Annotated in this window: 22 protein-coding genes and 1 pseudogene; 8 read left to right on the forward strand and 15 right to left on the reverse strand. The window is 68.5% G+C overall.

The annotated features are described in order from the left end of the window. Nucleotides 1-275 precede the first annotated feature (275 nt). Nucleotides 276-1,889: a DUF2637 domain-containing protein gene (locus tag EOT10_RS36730; RefSeq protein WP_127832743.1), complete on the reverse strand. Its 1,614-nt coding sequence runs from the start codon at nucleotides 1,887-1,889 to the stop codon at nucleotides 276-278. Nucleotides 1,890-2,040: 151 nt separating this feature from the next. Next, nucleotides 2,041-4,299, reverse strand: a complete 2,259-nt coding sequence (locus tag EOT10_RS36735; protein ID WP_127832744.1) for a type IV secretory system conjugative DNA transfer family protein — start codon at nucleotides 4,297-4,299, stop codon at nucleotides 2,041-2,043. Nucleotides 4,300-4,709: 410 nt separating this feature from the next. Between EOT10_RS36735 and EOT10_RS36745 the strand changes: the two genes are divergently transcribed. Continuing rightward, nucleotides 4,710-4,979: a type II toxin-antitoxin system Phd/YefM family antitoxin gene (locus EOT10_RS36745; protein WP_127832745.1), complete on the forward strand. Its 270-nt coding sequence runs from the start codon at nucleotides 4,710-4,712 to the stop codon at nucleotides 4,977-4,979. Beyond that, nucleotides 4,976-5,224: a type II toxin-antitoxin system RelE family toxin gene (locus EOT10_RS36750; RefSeq protein ID WP_127832746.1), complete on the forward strand. Its 249-nt coding sequence runs from the start codon at nucleotides 4,976-4,978 to the stop codon at nucleotides 5,222-5,224. The genes EOT10_RS36745 and EOT10_RS36750 overlap by 4 nt, the downstream gene beginning before the upstream one ends. On the opposite strand, the gene EOT10_RS36755 is transcribed toward EOT10_RS36750, so the two are convergent. Next, a complete protein-coding gene (locus EOT10_RS36755) occupies nucleotides 5,214-5,405 on the reverse strand; it encodes a hypothetical protein (RefSeq protein ID WP_223281413.1) in 192 nt (63 codons plus the stop codon). The genes EOT10_RS36750 and EOT10_RS36755 overlap by 11 nt on opposite strands. Before the next feature lie 128 nt (nucleotides 5,406-5,533). Further along, nucleotides 5,534-6,622: an alcohol dehydrogenase catalytic domain-containing protein gene (locus EOT10_RS36760; RefSeq protein WP_189492568.1), complete on the reverse strand. Its 1,089-nt coding sequence runs from the start codon at nucleotides 6,620-6,622 to the stop codon at nucleotides 5,534-5,536. 92 nt (nucleotides 6,623-6,714) lie between these two features. Here EOT10_RS36760 and EOT10_RS36765 point away from each other — a divergent pair, with 92 nt between their 5' ends. After that, complete coding sequence (locus tag EOT10_RS36765) at nucleotides 6,715-7,608, forward strand: LysR family transcriptional regulator (RefSeq protein WP_127832747.1); 894 nt, start codon at nucleotides 6,715-6,717, stop codon at nucleotides 7,606-7,608. A gap of 669 nt (nucleotides 7,609-8,277) precedes the next feature. On the opposite strand, the gene EOT10_RS36770 is transcribed toward EOT10_RS36765, so the two are convergent. Beyond that, on the reverse strand, nucleotides 8,278-8,622 hold the full coding sequence (locus EOT10_RS36770; RefSeq protein ID WP_127832748.1) for a DUF6415 family natural product biosynthesis protein: 345 nt from the start codon (nucleotides 8,620-8,622) through the stop codon (nucleotides 8,278-8,280). A 214-nt stretch (nucleotides 8,623-8,836) separates the two neighbouring features. Here EOT10_RS36770 and EOT10_RS36775 point away from each other — a divergent pair, with 214 nt between their 5' ends. The 4 genes from EOT10_RS36775 (at nucleotide 8,837) to EOT10_RS42315 (ending at nucleotide 11,428) form a co-directional block, all read left to right on the forward strand. Then, nucleotides 8,837-9,097 (forward strand): hypothetical protein, encoded by a 261-nt coding sequence (locus EOT10_RS36775; RefSeq protein WP_127832749.1) that lies wholly within the window; start codon nucleotides 8,837-8,839, stop codon nucleotides 9,095-9,097. Continuing rightward, entirely contained in the window at nucleotides 9,069-9,596 is a 528-nt protein-coding gene (locus tag EOT10_RS36780) for a DUF6879 family protein (RefSeq protein WP_127832750.1), read from the forward strand. Before EOT10_RS36775 ends, EOT10_RS36780 begins: the two co-directional genes overlap by 29 nt. Before the next feature lie 21 nt (nucleotides 9,597-9,617). Beyond that, a complete protein-coding gene (locus tag EOT10_RS36785; protein ID WP_127832751.1) occupies nucleotides 9,618-10,484 on the forward strand; it encodes a helix-turn-helix domain-containing protein in 867 nt (288 codons plus the stop codon). A 686-nt stretch (nucleotides 10,485-11,170) separates the two neighbouring features. Next, the gene (locus EOT10_RS42315; protein WP_223281429.1) at nucleotides 11,171-11,428 is read left to right on the forward strand and encodes a hypothetical protein; all 258 of its coding nucleotides are present in this window, start codon (nucleotides 11,171-11,173) and stop codon (nucleotides 11,426-11,428) included. Nucleotides 11,429-11,560: 132 nt separating this feature from the next. Here the strand turns inward: EOT10_RS42315 and EOT10_RS42940 are convergent. The 9 genes and pseudogenes from EOT10_RS42940 to EOT10_RS36830 all read right to left on the reverse strand — a co-directional run. Beyond that, nucleotides 11,561-11,749, reverse strand: a pseudogene (locus EOT10_RS42940) (aldo/keto reductase); the annotation flags it as partial. Then, entirely contained in the window at nucleotides 11,746-12,354 is a 609-nt protein-coding gene (locus EOT10_RS36795; RefSeq protein WP_223281414.1) for an AAA family ATPase, read from the reverse strand. The pseudogene EOT10_RS42940 and the gene EOT10_RS36795, both read right to left, overlap by 4 nt. Next, a complete protein-coding gene (locus EOT10_RS36800) occupies nucleotides 12,351-12,956 on the reverse strand; it encodes a 3'-5' exonuclease (protein WP_127832753.1) in 606 nt (201 codons plus the stop codon). Before EOT10_RS36800 ends, EOT10_RS36795 begins: the two co-directional genes overlap by 4 nt. Then, nucleotides 12,953-14,131, reverse strand: a complete 1,179-nt coding sequence (locus tag EOT10_RS36805) for a radical SAM protein (protein ID WP_127832754.1) — start codon at nucleotides 14,129-14,131, stop codon at nucleotides 12,953-12,955. The genes EOT10_RS36800 and EOT10_RS36805 overlap by 4 nt, the downstream gene beginning before the upstream one ends. 22 nt (nucleotides 14,132-14,153) lie before the next feature. Further along, nucleotides 14,154-14,708, reverse strand: coding sequence for a nucleoside-diphosphate kinase (locus tag EOT10_RS36810; RefSeq protein WP_223281415.1), 555 nt, complete (start codon nucleotides 14,706-14,708; stop codon nucleotides 14,154-14,156). Next, entirely contained in the window at nucleotides 14,705-15,727 is a 1,023-nt protein-coding gene (locus EOT10_RS36815; RefSeq protein WP_127832756.1) for a thymidylate synthase, read from the reverse strand. The genes EOT10_RS36810 and EOT10_RS36815 overlap by 4 nt, the downstream gene beginning before the upstream one ends. 110 nt (nucleotides 15,728-15,837) lie before the next feature. Then, the gene (locus EOT10_RS36820) at nucleotides 15,838-16,503 is read right to left on the reverse strand and encodes a hypothetical protein (RefSeq protein WP_223281416.1); all 666 of its coding nucleotides are present in this window, start codon (nucleotides 16,501-16,503) and stop codon (nucleotides 15,838-15,840) included. Beyond that, the gene (locus EOT10_RS36825; protein WP_127832757.1) at nucleotides 16,500-16,700 is read right to left on the reverse strand and encodes a DUF5999 family protein; all 201 of its coding nucleotides are present in this window, start codon (nucleotides 16,698-16,700) and stop codon (nucleotides 16,500-16,502) included. Before EOT10_RS36825 ends, EOT10_RS36820 begins: the two co-directional genes overlap by 4 nt. A gap of 387 nt (nucleotides 16,701-17,087) precedes the next feature. Then, nucleotides 17,088-17,318 carry a hypothetical protein gene (locus EOT10_RS36830; RefSeq protein WP_127832758.1) on the reverse strand — a complete coding sequence of 77 codons (231 nt, stop codon included), beginning with the start codon at nucleotides 17,316-17,318 and terminating at the stop codon, nucleotides 17,088-17,090. A 126-nt stretch (nucleotides 17,319-17,444) separates the two neighbouring features. On the opposite strand from EOT10_RS36830, the gene EOT10_RS36835 reads away from it, so the two are divergent. After that, entirely contained in the window at nucleotides 17,445-18,785 is a 1,341-nt protein-coding gene (locus EOT10_RS36835; RefSeq protein ID WP_127832759.1) for an NsdA family TPR-like regulatory protein, read from the forward strand. On the opposite strand, the gene EOT10_RS36840 is transcribed toward EOT10_RS36835, so the two are convergent. Beyond that, nucleotides 18,763-19,296: an NUDIX hydrolase gene (locus tag EOT10_RS36840; RefSeq protein WP_127832760.1), complete on the reverse strand. Its 534-nt coding sequence runs from the start codon at nucleotides 19,294-19,296 to the stop codon at nucleotides 18,763-18,765. The two genes, EOT10_RS36835 and EOT10_RS36840, sit on opposite strands and share 23 nt — an antisense overlap. Between the last annotated feature and the right edge of the window lie 237 nt (nucleotides 19,297-19,533).

The raw sequence follows: 19,533 nt of genomic DNA on the forward strand, positions 1-19,533 counted from the left end.
CGCCATAGGCGTCAGTGCCAGCGGCCGGTCCGGCGAGAGTCCGAGGGCTCGAAGATCACGCACCCTCGAGCCGAGCAAGCAGTGACCGGGCTTCCCGTGGCCGGCGACCGAGCCCCTTGAATCGGTCGTGACCGATGGCCGATCCCAGGGAATCGGCCATCGGTCACGCTCCATCGGTCACAGGACACAGCCGCAGATCGGTCACCGCAAAGAGGCGGATACGCCAGTGACCGGCGACCGCATCGGTCACCGGTCACACCTGCGCCACGCTTCAGTCAGCTGTTGACGGACCTGAGGTGAGCACGCCCCTGCTGCCGCCGCTGCTCTTCGCGGTGTTCCTTGGCTGCGATGACACGGCGCTGCCCGGTCTTGGGAGAGACGCCCAGGCGGCGGGCCACCGCCGCGCCTGAGAGCGCCTTGCCCTCGGCGTCCGCCTCGTCCAGCCACGTGACCACCGTGAGGATTTCCTGCTGCACGGGGTCGGGAACCGACTCCTGGGTCTGCTGCTCGGGCAGCCGTGCAGTGGCCTCGCTCGTGTCGGTCACGGTCGCTTCCCAAGCGCTGGCTTCCTCGCCGGAGCTGACCGTGACCGATTCACTGGTCCCTCCACCGGAGGCGGTCCATCCCGTCCCGCTTTCCCCCGCTACCGGGGCAGCGGCCGCGGATGCCGCCGGCATGGGGACCGACTCGGCTCGCGCAGTGCCCAAGACCGGAAGCGTGTCGGTGACGGCCTGGTCGGTCACCGCGCCGATGCTGGCGCTGCCCGAGACTGACGGATCGGTCACCGGCAGGCCGGCGTCCTCGGCCTCCACGTCCGGGCCCAGCCCGTCGGCGTTAGTCACGGTGGGTCCGTGTGCGTCTGCTGGGGAGACCTCAAACTCCCACGCGTCGGCGTGGGCCGCGGTGTTGTTGAACGGATTGCTCTGCGCAGCTGCACCGGCAAGGAATGCCACAGCTTGCCCGTGCTCGGCGTACGCGCGGTCGTAGCCTCCCTCGTACGAGGCCGAGGGCGACGGTGTCGCGAACCAGGGGCTCAACGCTTCCACTCCTGCAGCCTCAGCCGTCGGCGCGGCGGGAGCCGGCTGCGGTCCGGTGGCCACGGGGGCGGGGCGCTCCAGCTCGGGTACGGGCACGGCCGGCGCCGGGGGCAGCAGCGCGGGTTCGATGCCGGCGGCGGCCAGGCCCGAGGGGGCGGTCTGGGCGAGCGGGACGCCGAAGCGCGCCAGGCGCAGCGGCATCAGGGACTCGACGGGGGCCTTGCGGCGCCAGGCGCGGCCGAAGCGGGAGTGCAGGCGCGCCTGGTAGACCAGGCGCTCCTGCTCCAGCTTGATGACCGCCTCATAGCTGCGCAGCTCCCACAGCTTCATGCGTCGCCACAGCAGGAACGTGGGCAGCGGGGAGAGCAGCCAGCGCGTGAGGCGCACGCCCTCCATGTGCTTGTCGACGGTGATGTCCGCGATGCGGCCGATCGCGTGCCGGGCCGCCTCGACCGCGACGACGAACAGGATCGGGATGACGGCGTGCATGCCCACGCCCAGCGGGTCCGGCCAGGCGGCCGCGCCGTTGAACGCGATCGTCGCCGCCGTCAGCAGCCACGCCGTCTGCCGCAGCAGGGGGAACGGGATGCGGATCCAGGTCAGCAGCAGGTCCAGGGCGAGCAGTACGCAGATACCCGCGTCGATCCCGACCGGCAGTGCGTAACTGAACGCCCCGAAGCCTTTCTTGAAGGCGAGCTCGCGAACGGCCGCGTACGAGCCCGCAAAGCCGATGCCGGCGATGACCACCGCACCGGCGACGACGACCCCGATCAGGATGCGATGGGTCCGGGTCAGCTTGGTCGGTTCCCTCGGTTCCTTCGCCGCAGTCACGTACTGCCGCCCCTCCGTCATCAACAGTCAGCAATCTTCACCCTGTCATGCACGCGCCTCGCGCAGTCGTTCGCTGCTCTGATCAGTCGTCAGAGCAGTGTCCGAGCCGCGCCGAGCGTGCTGTTTCGCCCGGGTGGTCACGGCCGGCAACGGCCGGGACCACACCGATGCGCTAGGCGGCGGCCCCGGCCGCGCTCCAAGCCTTGAGCCACGACTGGAGTTCCGGCTCGGTGTAGTAGGTGACCTTTCCGTCCGTTACGCCGTCCGGAACGGGGACACCCTTGGCCTTGGAGCGCTGCAGAAGGTACTTGCGCGCCGTGTCGTAGGACCACGGCAGGATGCCCCGCTTACACGCCTCGGCGATGCTGTACGTCTCGGGCAGTGCCTCGTCCTCGGCCCGCTCACTCGCCAGCGCCACGGCCTGCTCGACTGTCCCGGCCGTTGTCCCGCTCACCGTCCCGAGAAGGGCAGTCCCGGTGCCTGACCAGGCAGGACCCCCCTGGTGCCCCCTGTTTCGACGCATCGGGACAACCGGCCGGGACAGCGGTGCGAATTCCCCACCCGGAAGGAAGTTGTCAGCGGCCGCTTCCTCCTGGGCCTGCATGAGCGCCTCGGGGGTGATCCACGGGGCCATCTCTCCACGGTCGAACCACTGCGGCGCCTCGGGTGCCTCAGCCAGCAGTTCCTTGACGTGCGGGGTGATGTAGGCGGCCTGAAACTCCCGCACCCAGGCGAAGTCACCGCCGTCTGGGTCGGTCTTCTTGTCGGCGTACGCCCCGCGGCCCTTGACGTCTGTGTCGTATCCGAAACGCGGCGCGTTCTGCCCGAAGGCGACACCCCAACTCACCATGTCCTGCTTACCAATGGTGATCTTCGTGCCGATCTGCTTCCGGCCGATCGTGCCGCCGAACAGCGCGTTGTCGAACTGCTGGGCACCGACGACGACGCGGTGCCCCGAAGAGCGCCCCATCATCAAGATGATGGTGAACCAGTCGATGAACGGCGGCGTGCCCTTCTGCCGGATCCCGAACTTCCACCACGTGTAGGCGAACCGGATGAGGGTCGGCAGTTCGTCGATGACGAGGAGCCGGGGCACCAGCATCTGCCGAAGCCTCGGGTCGCCGTCCAGACCATTGGCCTTCTCCGCCGCGATCATCGACGTCATGAACTCGGCGATGGCGCCCATGCAGGCACGGGTCGTCTTGTGGACCCGCACGCCGCTGTGTCCCTCGGCCTCGATCATCGAGTTTTCCTTGTTGTCGAGGATGTCCACGACCCAGCCGTTCAGACGCCCGTGCACCACGGGGATGTACAAGACCGTGGACTTGCCAGATCCGGTGTCCCCGGCAACGCCCCAGTGCGGGGTGTCCGATTCGGTGGACACCACCACATCGACGACGCGCTCTCCCTCGATGGCCTGGCCGACGTACACCTTGAACGGGTTGCCGGTCGACCTCCAGGGAACCGAGGGCGCCAGCTGCGGCCGCGGCTTCGGCGCCGGCTTCGGCGTGAACTCGGCATAGTGGCGCCGACCGCGCTGGAAGTAGGCGCCCCGCCATTCACCGGGAACGCGGGTAGCGACGGCTAGAGCCAGCGCCGCGCGTTCCTTCTCGTGCCCGAGCCACTGCAGAGGCAACCGGATCACGATGCGCGCGCCATCACTGTCCAGGTCATCACAGAGGCCCATCCAGTAGCCATCGCCACGCTCCTGATCCTCGCCAGACAGACGCAGCACCTGGATCAGCGCAGCCCACAGCCCGGGCCCGTAGATCTGCGCATCGGTTCGGTCGGCGCCCTTGTTGCCCATCACCTTCATCAACACGAGAGACAGGGGCACCGCAACTGCGAGCGCGGCGAGCGTTCCCATCGGTGCACGCCATAGGCCGAATCCTGCGGCCATCGCGCCCAGACGCACGACGGAGCGCGCCGCCCCCGGCCATTGATGCCATACGTCCAATCGAGCGGCCCCGCCCGGGGCTTTTGCACCTGCTTCGGTCTGTTCGACGGCGGACGTTGCGCTGGTGGCGTCGGCTCCCTGCGCCAAGGTGCCCGCTGCATTGAGCGGCCTTCGGTCCAGGAGGACGCCCCGGTGCAAGAAGGTCGCATCGCTGCGGGGCTCGCCCCACAGCGGCTGTCCGGCGGCAAAACGCCACAGCCCGCTGAACGCGACGGCCAACCCCTCGGTAAGCGCGTCGGCTGTGCCGTCGAACCCTGACCGTTGCTTCTTCGCCTGCACCGTCAGCCGGCGCGATCCAAGCCCACCCAGGACCCCGGCTGCAACCACGACGCAGACCACCCAGATCTGCAGTTCGGCCATGGTGTCGGGCAGCAGGGAAACCAGCCGGGAGGCGATCCACCCGCTCTGCCCGTCATCAGCTGCCGCCGCGGCCCAGCGCAAGCCGCCTCCCATCAGGTACTGAACCAAGGTCATGTCTCCTCACACCGGTGGAGGGAACCGCCGGACGGCAGCCACCGAGGCGGATGATGGCCGCTGGCCCTCACCGCGACACTCACCGTGCAGCCCTCACCGAGGTATCGGTGGAATGACGGTCCTGGTGGTAAACAGGCCGAGGTGTGCCCTGCGAACGCCAGCCGATGTGTTCGGCGGTTCGTCGTTCAGGGACGGAAGCCGAGCCCCGAACTGGAAGCGCAGTGTGCGGGTTGGCCGGGGTCGACCAGGAGCACGGCCAGCGCTTCCGGCCGGTCCGCGACGCGTGTGGGGTGGAGGCGTTCGGCGGCGCCGGGCTTGCGCCACCGAGGGAAGGTGCCTGTGCATGATCCTGGCGCGGCCGGCGGTGCGGAGCCATCCCACAAAGTGTGCACTAGGTGTAATGTAGATACATGGCAGCTTCATATCCGATCACTGAGGCGCGCGGCCAGCTCGGAGAGCTAGCCCGCCGTGCCGCCCAGCACGAGCGCGTGGTCCTCACTGACCGCGGCCAGCCCACCGCCGTCCTCATTTCTCCCGCCGAGCTGGAAGACATGGAGGACGCCCTGGCCGTGGCCCGCCTCGAACGCGACCGCGCGCTCGGCGCGCAGATTGCACCTGTCGCCGACACCGATGCCCGCGCTCTGTTCCGGCAGGCCGCTGAGCGCGGTGCCGCCCGGTGAGCTGGACCGTCACCTGGGAGCCGTCCGCAGTCAACGCCACGGTGCGTTTCCTGGAGGAAAGCCCCGACACGCTGGATGAGGTGTTCGCGGCAAGCGACATGCTCGCCGAGGACCCGAAACCGGCGGGCAGCACCCCGTGGGGAACCAGCCACCGCCGCCTGCGCGTCGGCCGCTGGCGCCTCCTCTACCGCATCGACGATGCAAACCGCACCCTTCACATAGAGCACGTCGGATTCACGGCATAAGCGCCAACGCGGACCGGGCGAACAGCTCACGGATCGGAGCCTTCCGCAGGGACGAGCCGTTCGAGGAGACTTGCACCATCATGCCCAGCTGGTGGGCGTACTCGTAGGCCGCGTCGAACTCTCGGTCGATGAGTGCCTCGCCGCCCGTGATCTGCAGCCACAGGACGCCGGCGTCGCGCATCGTGCGGAGCAGCTGCTGTTTGCCCTCCCAGTCGAGGCCCTCGAACGAGAAATAGCAGCAGCAGTATGGCGGCCTGCGCTCGTGAGGGCGGGGGCGTGGCGCTTACGTATGGGGATCAGTCGGTCTTGTCAGTGAGCCGGTGGGGTGAGGGTGGTGCGGTCGAACGGGCCGCCATGTGAGGCGGCGTAGGTGACGGCGTCGTTGACGGCGTTGAGGCCGAACGACCGGACCCGTTCGGCGGCGAGGTCAAGGCGGCCGGAGGCGAGGAGCCTGATGATGCCGACGTTCGCTGTACGCGGGTACATCCACTGGCCGCGTACGGTGATCGAGTTGCGCATGATCCATGGGTACGGGAGGGCGAGGTCGTCGCCACCGAGCATGCCGACGCCGCCCATGAGGACGACGCGGCCGTATTCGCGCACGGTCATGGCTGCCGTGCGCGCTGCCGAGCTGGGTGCGCTCGGCGGTAGCAGGTCGATCACCATATCGATCGGGCCGTCGGCCGCCGCGGACATCGCCGCGCGGTCGCCGGCGTCGTCCCCGGTGAGCGGGACCCGGCGCACGAGCGGACCGAATCGGTCGGCGAGGAGGTCGAGCGCGGCCTGGTTGCGGCCTGGGGCGACCACGCGGCCCGCCCCCATCGCGAGCGCGACCGCAACCGCACTGCTGCCGAGGTTGCCGGTGGCCCCGTTGACGAGCAGCGTCTCACCGGCTGCGAGCCCGCCGGCCAGCAGCCCGCCGTAAGGGATGACGTGCACGCCGAGCGCGGCCCAGCGGGCCGGGTCGTCCCCCGCCGCTGCGGGGAGCGGGAAGACGTTCTCCGTCGGGACCCGCATGAGCTCGGCGAACGATCCGTCGTGCAGGTACCGGGCGAGGCGCGCGCCGCCCTCGCCGCGGGAACTCCAGCCCTGGAGCGTGATGTCGGGCGTCAGGGCGTCATCCCGCGAGCGCACCGTCGAGTCGCACCACACCAGGTCGCCGGGGCGCAGCCGGGTGGCGTCCGGGCCCACGTGGACGACCCGTCCCACCCCTCCGATGCCGGGCACGACGGGAGGGACCAGGGGATAGTTCCGCTCGCCGCTGAAGACCTCAGCCGCGTAGGGCGCCACGCTGGCGGCGAGGACCTCGACCACCACCTCGCCGCCGCCGGCCTGGGGGTCGGGAACCTCCCGCACCGTGAGCGGGGCGCCGAACTGCGTCAGAACTGCTGCTCGCACGTGATGACCTCCGTGTTCGTCGGGATCGACCCTAGGAGCCTGCCGGGCATGCGGGAAGCGACGATCAAGCATCCGTGGTATGCGTATGCCGCATGGACATCTCCAGCACAGGCCTACGGGTGCTGCGGCAGATCGCCGAGTCCGGCAGCTTCACCGCAGCAGCCACCCGGCTCGGCTACACACAGTCGGCGGTCTCACGCCAGGCCGCCGCCCTCGAACGAAGCGCGGGCACCGCCCTGTTCGAACGCCGTCCCGATGGAGTGCGGCTCACCCCCGCGGGTCTGACCCTGCTGCGCCACGCTCGCACGATCCTGGACTGCCTGACGGCAGCCGAGCGCGACCTCACCGGCACCGTCCCGCGGACCGAACTCGTGCGGCTCGGACTGTTCCTGAGCGCGGGCGCGGCCATCCTGCCTCGCTCACTCACCCGCCTCGCGGCGACCGACCCGCAGATCACGGTCACGACTACCGAGGGCACCACGCCCTCCCTGATCCGGGCACTGCGCGCGGGCTCGATCGACCTCGCCGTACTGACCTCCCGCCCGCCCCACCGGCCTTTGGACGGCGAGTCGCCGCGCCTGCACACCGAGACCGTTACGGACACCGAACTGGTCGTGGCGGTGCCTTCGACCGGAGAGTTCGCCGGCCGCACCGCGGTGCACGTCGACGAACTGATCGACGCCCCGTGGATTGCCGCCCCAGCGTCGAACGCCGAGCCACTGCTCGGTGTCTGGCCTGGCCTGCCCGGACGGCCAGACATCGTCCACTGCGCGCGCGACTGGCTGACGAAGCTTCAGCTGGTCGCCGGTGGCTTCGGGGTGACAACGGTGCCCTCGCGGCTCTCGCCGGTGCTGCCGCCCGGGGTGAGCCTGCTGCACGTCGAAGGAGCACCTCCCGAGATCCGCCGGGTTCTCGTGGCGCGGCTCCCCGGCCGCCCCACCCCGGCGATCACGGCCGTCACCCGAGCAATCGCCTCGACCACCTGATACGCGTCGCCGGCCGTCAGATTCGGTGCCGTAGCCCGCCGAGGGCGCGCACCATCACGTGTACCTCGGCAATAGCCAGGGCCCTTTCAGCAGGAGCATCCCGCTGCTGCCCGTGCACGTACCCCAGTGACGTCGAAACTCGTGAACATAACCAGGCCGTAGATCTGGGTGCCTCCCAGACCCGTGAACAACTGACTTCAATACTCGTGAATAAAGCCAGCCCCGTGAGGGCGCGCAGCTCGTTGTAGCGGGCCTCAGGGATCCGGACGCCCGAGGGATGACCAGGGTGCAAGAGGAGGTAGTCACTGAGGAACGGACTGGCGATCAGTTGGTGCACGAGCGTTCCTTCCGCGGAGGGCGGTGCGGGCAGATGGGATGGGGAGGAGGTCCACCGGACGGGGCGGGGACTACGGAGTAGGCGGTTCATTTGCCGACGAGCGGCCCGCCCTGTCCCACCGCCGATCACGCTTCGGCACCCGGCGGCGGGGGTCTAGTGACTGCGCGGGACGGGACCCCGCTGGTACGGAGGCGGGGTGACCGGGCATAGCGGGGCGTGGTACTCCACAGTGGCGCCGGGCCCGGACGCGCTGAACACGTCGGTCTTCCGGGTCTTCTCACCGGGCCGGATCGGCTTCTGACACGTCCAGCAGATCCGCATGCCCTCGTGACTCACCGTTCGCCTCCGGCGAACTCGTCCAGGACGCGGAGCCTGCGCCCGAGTTCGGTGATGGTGAGGCACGCGGCGAGGCTGCTGGGGCTGAGTCCCTTGGCGAGCTCCTCACGTGCCGCGTCGATGGCCGTGTCCCGTGCGTACCAGGCGCGGGTGCGTGGGGTGATGCTGTCCATCTGGGCTTGGACCTTGGGCAGCAGCCGTCGGATCTCGGACCGCAGTTCCAGGCTGAGCCGTTGTCTGGACTGGGGGTCCGGGCGGTCCTGGTTCGCCGAGAAGGCGTCCGCGAGGAGGGCGGGGATTCTGTCCGGCGCGTCGAGAGCTCGGGGTTGAGTGGTTGGCATGGAGCCTCCGCAGGTATCCCGCTCGTCATCGAGCGCTGGTCGTTGCCGCGTGCTCTCGAAGCTAGGACCGTCGCGTGCGCCACCTCTAGGAATGTTCACCGATGTACACGGATTCACACTGTGCAGGCCAGTGGCCAGTTCGGGCCCTTGACCCGGTAACCCGCAGGGCTGATGTTGGTGTTCATCCATGCACATTCCGAGCTCGGAGGCTGACGTGGAACTACGTTTCATCGGGATCGACCCCAACACCGGTACGAGCGAGAGCCCCACCGTGTGGGTCGACGAGAAGGAGCAAGAGCTGGTCATCCAGGGTTGGAAGCCGTCGCCCGAACTGGAGGCGGCAGCGGCCGCGTTCACGGCCCCCGGGCATGCCGTGGGGATCCCCGACCATGAAGCCGTCGTGCGCGTGCCCGCGCGGATGGTGACGGTCCTGAGGGAGGCATGCGATGCCCTTGAGCGCGCCGCCGTTTCCTGAGCTCATCGGCATCGCTCAGCACTCCGCCGTGCACCTAGAGATGCGGGACGCCTACGGGGTGACGAACGAGGCAGATGACTTCGCGCGCTGGTGTGCGACCGGGGTGCGGGACGTCGACCCGCAGTCGGAGGCGTGGGGCCCGTGGACGGACCTCATCAAGGCGACGGTCGCCCGAGGCGTGACCGTGCGCCGGGCGCGCATCGTGTCCGAGCCCGTGAGCGACTACATCCGCTACGAGCACGGTGGCACCGTCGTCAACGTGGCCGCGGGTGAACAGGTGCGCTGGCTGCCTCGCCGACGCGCCTCGGGGATCGCGCTGCCGGGGAACGACTTCTGGCTGTTCGACGGCCGGCTGATCCGGTGGAACCACTTCACCGGCGCCGGACTGTTCGCAGGCGCGGAAGTGTCCGAGGACCCGGCCGAAGCGAAACTGTGCACCGAGGCGTTCGAGACAGTGTGGGATCTCGCGATCCCGCACGACCAGTATGAGATCAACTAGCGGAAGTTGTAAGGCCAGTTCATGCCCACATCCCCCTCGTCGTCCGCGCAGAGAGCCCGCGAGCGCGTCGCCGCAAGGCTGCGTGCACTGCGCGCCGACGCTGGGCTGACGGGGCCTGAACTGGCCAAGCGGTGCGGCTGGTCGCACCCGAAGACCTACCGTCTGGAGAAGGCGCAGACACCGCCGTCGCCCGACGACATCCGCCGCTGGTGCGCTGCATGCGGGGCAGACAGCGAGGCCGCAGCCCTCGTCGAGCAGTCCATCGACGCGGAGGCCATGTACACCGAGTGGCGACAGCACGTCCGCCACGGGCTCAAGCAGCTCCAGATCACGACCGGCCGCCTGTTCACCAACTCGCACCTCTTCCGTGTGTACTCCGCGACGCTCGTTCCCGGGCTCCTGCAGACCGTCGGCTACGCGGCCGGCATCCTGCACATCTCCGCGCGGTCACACGCCCTGGAAGTCGACGACAGCCCGGCGGCGGCACAGGCCCGGATCGACCGGTCGAAGATTCTGCACGAGCAGGGCCGCCGCTTCCTGTTCGTCGTCGAGGAAGCGAGCCTCTACTACCAGCTCGGCGACGCCGCGGCGATGGCCGCGCAGCTTGGCCATCTGTTGACGGCCGGGGCCCTGCCCGGGGTCTCGCTCGGCATCATTCCCTCGGACACCGTCGAGCGGCGCCAGTGGCCGCGGGAAACGTTCCACGTGTACGACGACAAGCTCGTGTCCGTGGAGCTGGTGACGGCTCAGGTGCGGATCAAGCAGCAGTCGGAGATCGACCAGTACCTGAGCGCGTTCTCCGAGCTGCGCAGCATGGCCGTGTACGGGGCCGACGCCCGTGCCCTGATCGTGAAAGCTATTGACGCACTGGACCGAGCCGAGGCATGACGTAACGCCCCCTGCGTGGTCCTCGCGACCACGCAGGGGGCTGTGTCGTTCGGGGTCAGACGTACTGGCGGCGCTGCGGATCCAGGCCGGCCGCGGTCGGCGCGTACTGTCCTCTGGGTCTGGTTGCTGCAGCGGCGGAGCCCCAGCCCGGCGGCATATCAGTGCATCGGGGTCGTCGGCAGGGGTCTGCCACGTGTAGCCGTCAGGGCACTGCGTCGTCCCGTCGGTCCCGTTCGTGCCGTCCTTTCCGTCCTGCCCCGCGGGCCCAGGTGGACCGGAAGGGCCGGGCACGGTCGAGTCGGCGCCAGGCGGTCCGGGCACCGTCGAGTCTGCGCCAGGTGCAACCCTGCGGGCCCGGGGAAGGGGTGATCGTCGGCGCTGGTTTCCCCGATGCGCCTTGCGGGCCTCGAGGGCCCGGCACGAGCACGGGATCCCCTACGCGGTCCGGTAGATCGTCGACCGCCCGGGACGGATCCGGCGCCGCCGGCGTCCCGCCTTCCGCTTTGACCTGCTTCCGCAGTATCCGTATGTCCTCCGCGAGGGTCGTCACCGCATCGCCCCGCAGCCCGACCTCCGCCCCGAGCTCGTCCGCGCGGCGGGCCTCTGCGTCGATGCGCAGCCACACCAGGACGATCTCGCCGGAGAGGACGAGCATGGGCCTGAGTCCACTTGCCGCGTCTCTCACGGTGAGCGCACTCGGTCGCGCGCAAGGCACCCTTCCACCCGAACTCGAACGCCGCCTGCTCGACGTGCGGATCGCCTGCCCGGACATCGCCCGCGACTTCGCCGAGCTCCTCCGCCACCGGCGCGGATTCCTACTGACCGAGTGGATCCGCCAGGCTGAACAAGACGCCCCGAAGCCGGTGAGCGGCTTTGCAGGGCACAGCTCCAGCCGTTCGGCCTTCAGACGGCGCAGGCTCGCCTCGACACACGCCCGCAGGTAGGCCGGATGCCCGTGTGGGGCCCACACGTTGGGCGCCGGCCGCAGGAGGCCGACCTTGGTCGCGACGAGGAGTTTCGTCCGGGTAGGGGTGCAGTGCTTCCGCGATCAGCTCTTCAACGGTGTGCGGGCCGTAGGCGTCCGCGGTGTCGATGTGGGTGATGCCGTAGGTGTGGACGGCCTGGCGGAGCACGCCGAGTCCCTGGCCGCGGTCGTCGGGGTCGCCCCAGGTTCCTGCTCCGGTCAGGCGCATGGTGCCCAGGCCGAGACGGGAGACGGTCTTCCCGGCGATCCGGATGGTTCCACCGGGCAGGGAGCTGGTCATACCGGTGCCTCCGTCAGGCAGAGCGTGAGCGCGTGCTCGATGGCGAGGTCGTAGCTGGCCTCGGTGTTGGTAACGCGCACATGCGGCAGGTTCTCCTCGCGCAGCAGGTCGTGGGTGTGGCGGTCGACCAGCGTGCGGTAGCGGGCGTCGTAGTCGCGGCTGCGCTTCATCACGGGGGCCTCGGGGTCCAGGACGGTCGCCAGGAGCAGGTCGTAGTGCCCGCGGGCGGAGGCGAGCCGGTACAGCGATTCGCGGTCCGCTCGCGAGATGGGCTGCCGGCGCCACTCTTGGGCGGCGCGGAAGTAGGCGAGCGCGTCCCAGGTCGCCCGGTCCGCCAGGATGACCTTCACCGGTTCGTCTTCCAGGCGGGCGCCTGCGGCGATCTCGTCGGCGATGCCCGTCGCGGCGACCCAGGCGGTTGATTCCGCCGTGTGGTGCTGCATCTTGGGCAGGGGGACCAGAGCCGCGCGGCGGCCGACGTTGCCGGTGCGGGTCACTTGTACCCCGTTCGCGCGCAGCTCCATCTCGATGCGGCGCAGCAGCAGGGTCTTGCCGGTCGAATGGGCTCCCATGACGCCGATGCGCAGGGGAGTCGGGTCGTTCACCACAGGGTGGGCTCCTGTTCTGGTTCGGGGGTGCCGGGCAGGCCGGGCGGGACGGCGGCCGCGACGATCTGGTCCCAGCGGTCGTAGTGCTTGGCCACGGCAATGAGGAGCTGCGCGGTCGCGTATGCGTCGAACGTGGCGCGGTGACGCTGCGCGGGGGCCTGGCTCAGGTCGGGCTTCACGTGCTTGATCAGGGCGTCAAGGCCGTACTTGGGCAGGTCGGGGTAGGTGGCCTTGGCCAGCCGGAGCGTGTCGATGACTCCGGCCGGCCGCCACTGCGGCAGGTGCGCGGACAGCACGCGGTATTCCACGTGCGCGCTGTGCGCGGCAATCCATGCGGTGCCCAGGCGCGCATGTACCTCTTCGCTGATCTCCTCCCAGCGCGGCTGCTGTTCGAGCATCTGGTTCGTCAGGCCGTGCACCTGAGCGGCAACGAACGACGTGACGGGCCTGCGCGGTCGGGTCAGCCAGGCGCCGGCGGTGCTCTTGTCGGGCTGTCCGTCCCGTACGGGCAGAGCGGCGACCTCCACCAGATCGGGCGGGTGGTGCCCGTTGCCTTCGACATCGACGACCAGCAGCTCGGGCCAGGAGGGGAAGTTCATGGGGCGGTGGGTCCGTTCTTTGCCGCCCAGCCGATGCCTGCGCGGCCGTGCTGGCGGTGGTGGTGAGGCTTGGCGCGGTCGTGGCACTGGTAGCCGAAGCCGTGCTGGAGGTAGTAGCGCGGAGGTTCGTCCAGTCCCTCCACGACGATGGCACGATCCGTGATGTCGATCGGGCCGCTCGCGCCGAGCTTCCGGGCCTGTCGAGTGACGGCCGTCAGCTCCGGCTTGACCCATGCGGCCTCGCACCTGGCGAGTTGCTCGGGCGGGCAGATCTCGCACAGTTCACGAATGCCGAAGTGCCCGTTGTAGTCGGCCTCCCCGTGGGCGTAGGCCACGCCGCATGAGGTCTTGCGGAACAGAGCGCCCCATCCGCTGTCGCGCTCGAAAGCGGCGAGAATCCGCTGCTCGGCGACCTCCGGCATGATCTTGCGGCGAGCGGTCTCCTCGTACGGCATGGGCATGTCGTGGGCCTCGTAGTACGCGGCGATCTCCTTGCGGAAGAACAAGCCGGTGAAGACCGTCGCATGCGCGGATTCGGACAGCTCGCGGGCGCGGGCGATGTCGGCATCGGAGTCGTTCAGGCCGGGCACGACCGGCCGCCAGTACAGGACGGTGCGGTACCGCTCGGCGCGCTCGTACAGGGTCCGCAGACTTTTCGCCGCGATGGTGCTGGCCACCGGCTCGATCTTGGGGTCCTGGATGTTGGAGTGCGTGACCAGGACCGTCAGGCGCAGGTGCGTGAAGCTGTTGAGGACGGCGCAGTCCTCGGGCGTCACCCGCCACCGGGTGATGACCAGGACGTGGTTGGTCAGGCCGCGCTCGTCGAGCTGCCGCAGCACGTTGAACAGGTGCGGTTTGACGATCAGCAGCATGGGGTCGGTGGCGCGGTTGAGGAGCTGGATCGGCGTCTGGTGCGGCCGGAAGTACGGGTGGCTGACGAGGCGGTTCACGGCGTCCTCGTCGCTCATCAGCCGCCGCGGGACCTTCATCCCGTAGTTCTCGAACAAGTGCCGCACGCAGTAGCCGCAGTTGAGCGGGCAGCCGATGATCCAGTTCAACGACAGTCCGGACTTGCGGTACTCGATCACGTCCGCCAGTTCTGGCTTCAGGCTGGTGATCTGCTCGACAGGAAGGATGGGCAGGGGGCGGCGATTGCCGATGGAGGGAGTGCTCATCACGGTCTCCTGAGGCCAGGCGTCAGCGGATCTGCTTCTGCGCCGAGAGGGGTGGGGTGAGAAGGTCGCGGCGGCCGGCACCGAACCAGGTTCCGAAATCGCGGCGCGCCGCGTCCGCGTCGTCGGAGGTGTGCACGAGGTTGCGCACGAGCCGCTTCTCGGCGAGCGCCGCCTCCAGGCTGTCCTGGCCGAGGTCCGCGCGGATCGTCCCTGCGGCGGCGTGCGTGGGATCGAAATGGCCCAACAGGTCGCGCAGCCGTGCGTGCATGCCCGGCTCTCCGTGGGCGAGCGCAACGGTGACGCGCTGCCCCACGTACGCCTCGTCCAGGCACGCGGCGATGTCCCGGTCCAAAAACCAATCGCGGTCCACCAGCAGGTCCCAGTAGTGCACGTGGGCCTGCCACGCCTTTGCGACCAGCTCCATGCGCCCGACAATGGACACGCCCGCGCCCTCGACCCGGTCCAGGACAGCGTCGACCAGGTCGCGTTCCACAGCGTCCGGCTTACACAGCACGACGGCCCACCGGCCGAAGTCGATGCCCCTGACCACACCACCCGCCGGCGGCCTGCCGCTCACTTCGCCCCCTCCGCTCCCGCGCAGGCCTCCCACTTGTTCTCGCACAGCCAGCGCAGGCCCGGGTGCAGACAGTCGAGGACGTCACGGCCGACGGCGTCGCTCTCGTCGTGCCTGATCTGCCGGTACACCTCGAACAACAGCACCGCTTGCTGCCAATAGGCATCGAGGTTCAGACGGGCGATCTCGTCCGCGCTGTACTTCACCGTGTTGGTACGCAGCAGCGCCTCGTGTTCCAGCAGCCGCCTGATCGTGTCGGGGCCGGTCGTCACCGACATTGCAGGGAACGGAAACGAGTGCGGAGCCCGGCGCAGCTCCGCCTCGTTCAGCACACGCCGGACTCGGTCCACGTTGCACTCGTTCACGTGCGCCGAGCCGATGGTGTGGGTGTAGTGGCCCAGCTCCAGGCCGAGTTGGATGGCCGCGTACTCCTGGATCATCGTGAACGAGAACACGTCGGACAGCAGGCCGCAGTCCAGATCGTTGGCCCGCATGTGGCACACCATGTGCAGGCGACCATCGCGGACGAACAGGTGAAGACCGGCCAGGCACGCCATGTCCGGGTTGTCGGCGACGGTCAGTTCAGCGGCCGAGAACACGGGCAGGTACCCGCGTTTACTGTCGGCCTCGGTGCGCAGCAGCTCCAGCACCCGCTCGAACGGGGACCATGCGTCTCCGACAGCGGGCGGATTGAACAGGGTGTGGCCGTAGGCGGAGCCGCCCAGGGTGACGCCGTCCTTGGAGCTGGAGCGCATCGACGGCGCGTAGTAGCCGATCATCTCCAGATCTCGGCGGCCGGCCAGATACCAGAGCGCCTCGGCGAACTGGAAGACCGGGTTGGCCTTCCGCGCGGCGAGGTAGGGCAGGCGCTGGCGCGGGTTGGGCAGTCGGAAGCTGACGCCGATGACCTCTCGTGCGTCGTTGCCGCGGGCCGCGATGTTGAACTCGGGACTGTCGCAGGCCACCCGTAGCAGATCAAGGTAGGCGCCCTCGACGGTGCGGTAGGTGGGTGCGGTGAGCATCATTTCTCCAGGTCAGCGGGCAGCCGAAAGCGGCTGTTGAACAGGGGGTGTGCTAGGGGAGGTGGTGCCGCTCGGCGTTCCGCCATCAGCACAGGAACGCCGAGCGGGGCCTAGGTGGCGGGCGTGAGATCCGCCAGGTCCACGACTTCGAAGTCGGACAGCTCGCGGACGAGTTGGGAGGCGAGGAACCAGCGCAGCCGCGGGTCGCCGTAGGGGATCGGGGTGTCGTTGCCTGCCAGGACGCGCACCCCGTCGCAGGCCAACGCGTGCGGGGTTCCGATCACTCCGTAGAGGCGGTAGCGGCGGGCCAGGAGCGCGACGTGCCCCTGGCGGTCCAAGGGAGGGCACCGGGCGGCGGCCAACTGCGCGTGCTCGACGCAGACGGGCGGCTGCCAGGTACGAACAGGCTGGCCCAGGTCGCTCTGGGCGGTTTGTAGGAACAGGACGCCGGATCGCTCGGGTGCCTGGCGGCGCACGGCTTTGGTGCTCGCGAAGCACACTTGGCAGCGCAGGCGGAGCATGGTCTCCCGCTGCCTGGACGGGTGGACCAGCTTCCAGTGGGGGACTCCCGTCGGCAGTCGGTCGGCGCCGAGAGACTGCGAGACACGGGACCAGAGCACACCGTGCAGGTCACGGTCCTCGCGTCCCTCATCCATATAGGCAAGCCGCATTTGTCGGTCGTCCTCCATGCCGGCGCAGAGCATCAGGAAGCTCTCGGCTTCCTCGTTCCGGCGGAGGGTGATGTACGGGATAACGATGTCGGCAGAGGTGCTCATGCGGCACCTCGCTCGCAGACGAGAGGGCGGTGCGGGGCGATGACCGTCCCGTTGGGCAGCAGCTCGCCGGTGTCGTCGAAGAGCAGGACACCGTTGCACAGCAGCGTCCAGCCCGAGATGTCGTCACGTACCATTCGCTTGGCCGCATCACGGTCGGACTCGTCGGCCTTGGGGCAGACGGGCATGTGCTGGCACATGTGGGTTGCTCTTCCTCTCGATCGTGTGTTGAGGCTGGGGAAGCTGCCCTCGTCGGCAGGCGCCGGTCGTCGGTGGAGACACGGGACGTCGCTCCGTAGGCCGACCCAGGTCCCGTCGCGGAGCTGCGCGCCGCCCCACGGGCCGGACTGCACTGCCGCTCTGCACTGGAACGTTCAGCCTCCCCCTGGGCACCTGGGCCAGGGCTGGACGACGGGGAAGCGGGTATGCGTGGCACCCCCGAACGCTGACGGGGTGCTGGAGGGATTGGCTCACGCCCGGGCGACCGGTCTATTGGTCCATCGCGAGGACCATGCCGATCACCAGGCCGCACGATCCGCTGATGCAGATGATGAATAGGAGCCCGGCGTACCGGCCGATGGCGCGCATCACAACCCAACCCGCCTATTGCCGTTCTTCACTGCCAGACGCGCGCTCAGTTCCTTCCGCGCACTGAGCGGTACCACGTTGGCCGGCACGGCATCCCACTCGACGCCGCCACGGATAGGCCTCATCTGCACACGGCCGCCGATCTCACCCATGACGACGCCCATACGGTCCCTGGCGTTGTCCATGGCCAGCTCACCGATGCCTGGTCTGGTCTGCTGGTTGCTCTCCATGCACAAGAGGATCGCGATTTGGGTGCCGGCGCCAAAAGGTCCAGCTGATTACCCAACTTGGGTAACATTGCGGCAAGTAGAGAATCCGCGACGTTGCGTAGCCCTCGCAGTGTGGGAGCTTGCCCAGTGCCCGACGCCGACCGGCCCCAGGAACTTCCTGCAAAGCTGCTCACCGACCCCGAGATGATCAGCGCATGTCGGGCGCGAGACTTCGCCAGAGTCTTCCGGCTGGTGAAGACGAGGGCGGGCATCTACCCGTCGATGATCGCCAGACGCTGCGAGCTAACGCCCAGCCGAGTTGGCGAAGTCATCGCAGGGCAACGTCGGTTGTCGCACATGGACGTCATCGAACGCATCGCAGACGGATTACGAATCCCGGGGCACATGCTTGGGCTTGCCCGGCGGACGTGGGAAACGCCTCAGGCCCTCGTGGTCACAGAGTGCGAGGCGCCTCAAGAGCCAGAGTCAAGCAAGCGGACACCCGCTTCTCTGCCAGGGCCCGATGTGGACAGCATCCTGGCATTGGCCACCCGAACAAGCCTCAGTGCAGCCACACTTGAAGCGTTCCGATCGTCCATCGAAGACTACTGGCGACGTGACGACCAGCACGGCGGCGAGGCGCTGAGGCCAGCAATCGTCGGCCAACTCCGATACGTAGTCGGACTACTCAAGGAAAGCCGACCACCGTCCATCCAGAACGGTCTGTACCAAATCGCAGCCGAGCTCGCGTGCCTCGTCGGCTGGACCTACTTCGATGCCCGCCAGTACAACCAGGCCCGCGCCTACTTCACTGAAGCACTGCAACTGGCCACGGAAGTCGACGACCGCCAGTTCATCGCTAACGTCCTTGCCTGCATGAGCCTGCAGGCCACGTATCAGGACAAGCCCGCGGACTCTCTGGCACTCGTCGCCGCCGCTCAGGACCAAGCGCGGTCATCTCTCGGCAGTACCCCACGCGTTTTGTCCATGCTGTCCATGCGCGAAGCCTTCGCCCATGCCACCTTGGGCAACCGCGATTCCACTCACCGGGCGATCGGGGAAGCCCACCATCAGTTCGGGCAGATCCAGACGAGTGACCTGGATCCGTCTTGGGTGACCTACTTCAACGAGCCGAAGCTCATAGTGGACACGGGCATCGCTCACGGCCGACTGGGTGAAGCAGAGACTGCTGAACCCTTGATCGCAGACGCATTACGCAGGGAGGACCGTACCAACCAGCGTGGGCGGGCATTTCACGCGTTCTGGCTTGCACGTACGCAGCTCGACCAGGGAAAGCTTGACCAGGCGTGCCGCACCGCCACGCACGCTCTGGAGCCGGCATCGGCCGTAGCCTCCGAGCGAGTGTCAGGCCATCTCCGCGAGTTCTACGACCAATTAGCTCCGCACAGGCAGGAACCCGTAGCCCTGGCCTTTGAGGCGCGACTACGGGAGTTCCTCCCACCTGTTAGCGGATCGATTCGTCCATAAGCAGGTACAGCAGGCCGACCAGCGACCCACTGCTCAGGATCTCCCGGCGGTCGATCATCCCTCGTACCTCTGAGAGCGGAATCCATTCGATGCGGTCAGACTCGTTCTCTTCCGTGGGCGGCCCGTCGTAGGTCGCGCCGTCCGCCCGGAAGACGTGGTGCTGCGAGTCGGTGATCCCGTTGGCAGGCTCGGCGTAGATCAGGGGCTTGATGGGCCCAGGGCGCCAGCCCGTCTCCTCCAATACTTCGCGGGCCGCAGCGTTTTCTGGGGACTCGCCCTCCTCAACCAGGCCCATGGGCAACTCCCAGGCCCATGAGTCCGTGATGAAGCGATGCCGCCACATCATCAGGACCTCTTGTTGATCATTGACGACGGCGGCCACGGCCAAGTGCCGGAGGCGAACGACGTGGTACTCCCATCTGCGTCCGTCAGGCTGTTGGACATCGACCAGGCACAGATTCACCCACTTGTTGGTGTAGATCTGTCGCTCACCGTGAGTCTTCCACTCCATACCTTCGGCCCCTCTCGATCGGTCTCCAGGATCTCAGACCAGTCGGGGGGCGGACGTAAGTTCGCCGCTTTTCGCGTCAGCTTGACGAGATGGCGGGGAGACCGCCGGATGCAGTGCATGCCCTTCGAGGGGGCCGCGCCGAGAAAAGCGGTCCCCTGCGTGTGCTCCAGCCCCGGCCCGGCGCCCGACCCAGGGCCGTCATCGTCGACATTGCTGATCTGCAGTGGCCCGGAGGCC

It is taken from the genome of Streptomyces antnestii (assembly GCF_004005495.1).
In the GTDB taxonomy this organism is placed as follows: Bacteria; Actinomycetota; Actinomycetes; order Streptomycetales; family Streptomycetaceae; genus Streptomyces; species Streptomyces antnestii.

Bases quoted from the DNA above. Each gene is read 5' to 3' on its own strand.
- EOT10_RS36770 (WP_127832748.1), bottom strand. From the start codon at position 8,622: ATGCCAACCACTCAACCCCGAGCTCTCGACGCGCCGGACAGAATCCCC.
- EOT10_RS36840 (WP_127832760.1), bottom strand. From the start codon at position 19,296: ATGGAGTGGAAGACTCACGGTGAGCGACAGATCTACACCAACAAGTGG.
- EOT10_RS36830 (WP_127832758.1), bottom strand. From the start codon at position 17,318: ATGGAGAGCAACCAGCAGACCAGACCAGGCATCGGTGAGCTGGCCATG.
- EOT10_RS36735 (WP_127832744.1), bottom strand. From the start codon at position 4,299: ATGACCTTGGTTCAGTACCTGATGGGAGGCGGCTTGCGCTGGGCCGCG.
- EOT10_RS36730 (WP_127832743.1), bottom strand. From the start codon at position 1,889: ATGACGGAGGGGCGGCAGTACGTGACTGCGGCGAAGGAACCGAGGGAA.
- EOT10_RS36765 (WP_127832747.1), top strand. From the start codon at position 6,715: ATGGACATCTCCAGCACAGGCCTACGGGTGCTGCGGCAGATCGCCGAG.
- EOT10_RS36815 (WP_127832756.1), bottom strand. From the start codon at position 15,727: ATGCTCACCGCACCCACCTACCGCACCGTCGAGGGCGCCTACCTTGAT.
- EOT10_RS36745 (WP_127832745.1), top strand. From the start codon at position 4,710: ATGGCAGCTTCATATCCGATCACTGAGGCGCGCGGCCAGCTCGGAGAG.
- EOT10_RS36805 (WP_127832754.1), bottom strand. From the start codon at position 14,131: ATGAGCACTCCCTCCATCGGCAATCGCCGCCCCCTGCCCATCCTTCCT.
- EOT10_RS36820 (WP_223281416.1), bottom strand. From the start codon at position 16,503: ATGAGCACCTCTGCCGACATCGTTATCCCGTACATCACCCTCCGCCGG.
- EOT10_RS36755 (WP_223281413.1), bottom strand. From the start codon at position 5,405: ATGCGCGACGCCGGCGTCCTGTGGCTGCAGATCACGGGCGGCGAGGCA.
- EOT10_RS36785 (WP_127832751.1), top strand. From the start codon at position 9,618: ATGCCCACATCCCCCTCGTCGTCCGCGCAGAGAGCCCGCGAGCGCGTC.
- EOT10_RS36825 (WP_127832757.1), bottom strand. From the start codon at position 16,700: ATGTGCCAGCACATGCCCGTCTGCCCCAAGGCCGACGAGTCCGACCGT.
- EOT10_RS36800 (WP_127832753.1), bottom strand. From the start codon at position 12,956: ATGAACTTCCCCTCCTGGCCCGAGCTGCTGGTCGTCGATGTCGAAGGC.
- EOT10_RS36780 (WP_127832750.1), top strand. From the start codon at position 9,069: ATGCCCTTGAGCGCGCCGCCGTTTCCTGAGCTCATCGGCATCGCTCAG.